General features: G+C 60.6%; 1 protein-coding gene. It reads right to left on the reverse strand.

The window, feature by feature from the left end; genetic code table 11:
- Positions 1-149: 149 nt before the first annotated feature.
- The gene (locus RMO15_RS01135; RefSeq protein ID WP_309707072.1) at positions 150-3326 is read right to left on the reverse strand and encodes a hypothetical protein; all 3177 of its coding nucleotides are present in this window, start codon (positions 3324-3326) and stop codon (positions 150-152) included.
- Positions 3327-3465: the final 139 nt, after the last annotated feature.

The following is a 3465-nucleotide window of genomic DNA, read 5'->3' on the forward strand; positions in this document are numbered from 1 at the left end:
GCTTCGCTCACCGCCGAACCCACCCGGCTTCATTCGTCCCTCACTACGCCACCCTCCCACAGGGCAGGGAGGGTAAAACCCCCACCTACCTCCCCCTTCCTTCGTAGAGGGAAGGGGGGCGGGGGGATGGGTTCAAGAAAGAGACTGGCTCACACTGAAAGCCCCTCGACGGTCTCCCCTGCCAGTGCTCGCTTGGTGAGCTGCACCAGCGCCCACTCGGCATCGCGGGAGCTGCCTGCACCACGAGCGAGAGCAAGGAGGGTCGCGACATCTACTTGGGCATCAGGCGCGGCGTTTTCCTGGCGCGTCTTGACCGTCTCTTTTGCCCGACGCGACTTATGGCGAGCACGAAGCACCGTGCGGTCAAAGCGGGGCGCAGCCGTGCCTCCTGCCACCTCGGCGGCAAAGGCCTGCATGTCTGGCTCGTCGTGCTCAAAGAGTGCCAGTGCGAGCTTCTCGCCGGTGAGCGCTTTTGCCGTCGCGAACTGCCGTCCGTAGGTGCGCACCGAGTAGACGGGGCTATCGCAGAGGGCAAGTGCGCGATATTCCAGTTCATCGGTAACACTTGCCTCGAACCAGCGCTTCCCCACCGCGACACTCCCCGGAATCTCGCACTCCAGCAGGCGCAGAGCAAAGGGGAGTCGGAGGGGGTTTCGAGCGACAATCTCCAGTGCGGGAGTCCGTACATCGGCAAGAACGTGCGTTGCGGCCGTGAGAAGAAGCCCCTCGTCGCTCTCTAGCTTGGGCCAGTGTCGCACCAGCCAGCGGCCCAAAAGTGGCCCGAGGGCGGACTCGCGGATTTCTAGCAGGCGCGTGGCGTCCTCGCAGGTCAGCAGGCACTCCGTGATAGTCGGATCGTTGAGGACGCGGTTTTCTAAATTGCCCGCCGTGTCGTTTTTCAGTGCCTCGGGCAGGGCGCTCCAGAGCTCGGTGATTCCCAAGCCCTCGCGCAGGTTCCGCACCCAGCCATCGCGAATCCGGCCCCAGACCGCGTCGTCGGCAGCGGCGATGAGGTTGAGCGTTGCCGTAACGGGCAGGGTCTGGGTGAGCGAGGTGAACGCTTGCGTGTCGAGAATCCCAACCAGAAATGGCCGCTCCGTGAGCGTGGTCGAAAGCTCCGCCGCCGTGTAGCCCGCTCGGCCCAGTGTTGCTAAAGCATAGGGCGAGTTCATCGCGGTCTGGAGCCCAACGTTCTCTGACGACATTAAGAATAAGTCATCCCAAAGGCTTCGCAGTGACTCTTTTGCCGTCGCCGACGCTGCCAGGACGCGCCAGAGTGCTTCACGAACAAGAACATTCTCGTGCTCAACCAGCTCGTAGGGCTCGCCAAGATCCTTGCCAGCGGCTCCCGCTTCGAGTGCCGAAATCAGTGCCTCACGGTCGCTCTCCCGGACACCAGGCAGGAGCTCTAGCCACTCGTCCAAAGTGCCTTCGTCCACCGACTGAGCGGCATTGAGCGCCAGTGCGGTGAGATTGGCTTTGCCAGTTGCCAGCAAACCTGGCACGAGCCGAATCACCGCCGTTCCGCTCACCGCCTCTGGGAAGCACTCGGCAACAAGTCCAGCGATGGCACCAAAGCGCCGGAGATTACTCGGATCACTGGCACGGAGCAAACACTCCACAAAAGTCGCTTTCCAGGCAGGGTCGGCCTCGGCGTGACGGAGTAGGTTGGGCAGGAGCTGGGTTCGCTGACGCGCAATGGCTCGTGCAAATCCCAGCGCAGCCAGCTCAGGCGTAAGTTTTTTCGCTCCGACCAGCTCCCGCACCCCGTAGGCCGTCAGCAACAGCGAGGGCGTCGCGACGCCCGTCCCCTTGGCATCCGGCACCGTCGCTTTGGCCGCCCGCAAGACTTTCAGCGCCAGCTCCCGCGCCTGCCAGAGGCAGTTGTCTGTCAGATAGAGCTTTGCCGCCAGCTCCGGGTGTGCTGTCCACGCCGCCGCGCCACGTGCCTCGGATCGTCGGAGGTTTAGCTTAACCGTGCTTTTCTCCACAAACGCCCCACGCCCGTGGCTGCGCTGCGCAAAGCGCTTCCCTGAGCCAAATAGCAGGTCATAGGCAACCCAGTTCTTGGTGGGCTCCAACGGCTCCGTGGTGTTACTCAGAGTCCGATAGGCAAGCTCCACAAAACGCTTCGGGTCGGTCTCTGCCAGCCCTTGCAAGTGCCGCCGTGCCCGCCGCTTCATGTAGCCAAGCGTCTTTGCTGAGGGCGGCGTGCCATACGGGGTCGGGCGCTCGGGGTAGGCCAGGCTCAGCAGCGAGAGTCCCTGCCAAGAGCTGGCGTAGAGCCATTCATGGCTAAGCGCAAGCTGTTGTGCCTGAACATGATGTGTTAGCGAGAGTTCTTTAAGGATGGTATCGCGACCGTCGAGGAGCCTCATACGATACTGATCCGTGGCGTACACGAGTCCGTGCATGATCTCCAAGCTCAGCTCATGGTAACTGTAACCCAGATTTAACTTTCCCGTGGCAGTAGGCGCGCTCAACATCCCCAAGTCAATGCGGTGTAGATCTTGACTATTGTTGTGTGTACAGGTGGAGACAAACACCATCTTACCCTCCAGCGCCAGAGTCTTGGCATTGGCAAGGGGCAGCTCTCCAACCATGACGGGCTTTTTAGGATCGCTAGTATCCAAAATCTTCAGACCACCCGGCGTGGGCAGGCGGTTCCAGGCAAATCCCGCTCCCTCGCCCAGCACTACGGCAAAGCCCTCACCAACCGCGACTTGCTTGGCCCCGCGCATATCCAGACTCGCACCTGAGCCATGAATATCACGGAGGTCAAAGATGCGAAGCGCGTCTTTGACGATCACATAGAGATAGGGAAACTGCGCGGCCACATGGAAGTTTTCGACACTGAGAGTCGCCAGAGGTTTGAAGGTTTCGCGCTCGGGCTCAAGGATCTGAATCGCGTTGGGGTACGCCAGAACCACCAAGGGGCCGCACCAGAACACCTGACGCAGGTCGCCAGACGCATTTTCAAGCTTAACAATCCCAACTTTCTTGGGTTTGAGCTTATCAAGCACCGAGAAATCAAGTAGCGAGAGATAGGGGTTGTTCCAGGAGCGATTGAGAACTACCGCGAGCTTCTCTCCCTGAGGCGCAATCCCAGAGATGCTCTGGGTACGCCCGATCTCCACGCGCGGCTGCTCGAAGTGCTGGCTGAGCGGCGCACTGTCCAGACGACCAATCAGTGCGCCCAGAAGCTCAGGATCAGCGTCGGGATCGGCTTCAAGCTTTTTATAGAGAGACTTGAGCTCACGCCACGAACCAAAGGCAAGGGGAGACTCTTTCACAAAACGAAGTAAATCGGTATCTGGCTCAGGCATGGTCATCTCCGACACAGTTTAGGAATATGTGTCTGGGTGGAGGGCGGCAGTCGCTACTATCCTGCAGGGACCGGCGACGATCACTGTAGGCGCAGTGCGTACTAATACGCACCTGTTGGGCGTGGCCGCAGGCTCCTCA

This window comes from Armatimonas sp., from assembly GCF_031410135.1.
Lineage (GTDB): Bacteria > Armatimonadota > Armatimonadia > Armatimonadales > Armatimonadaceae > Armatimonas.

Bases quoted from the DNA above. Each gene is read 5' to 3' on its own strand.
- RMO15_RS01135 (WP_309707072.1), bottom strand. From the start codon at position 3,326: ATGCCTGAGCCAGATACCGATTTACTTCGTTTTGTGAAAGAGTCTCCC.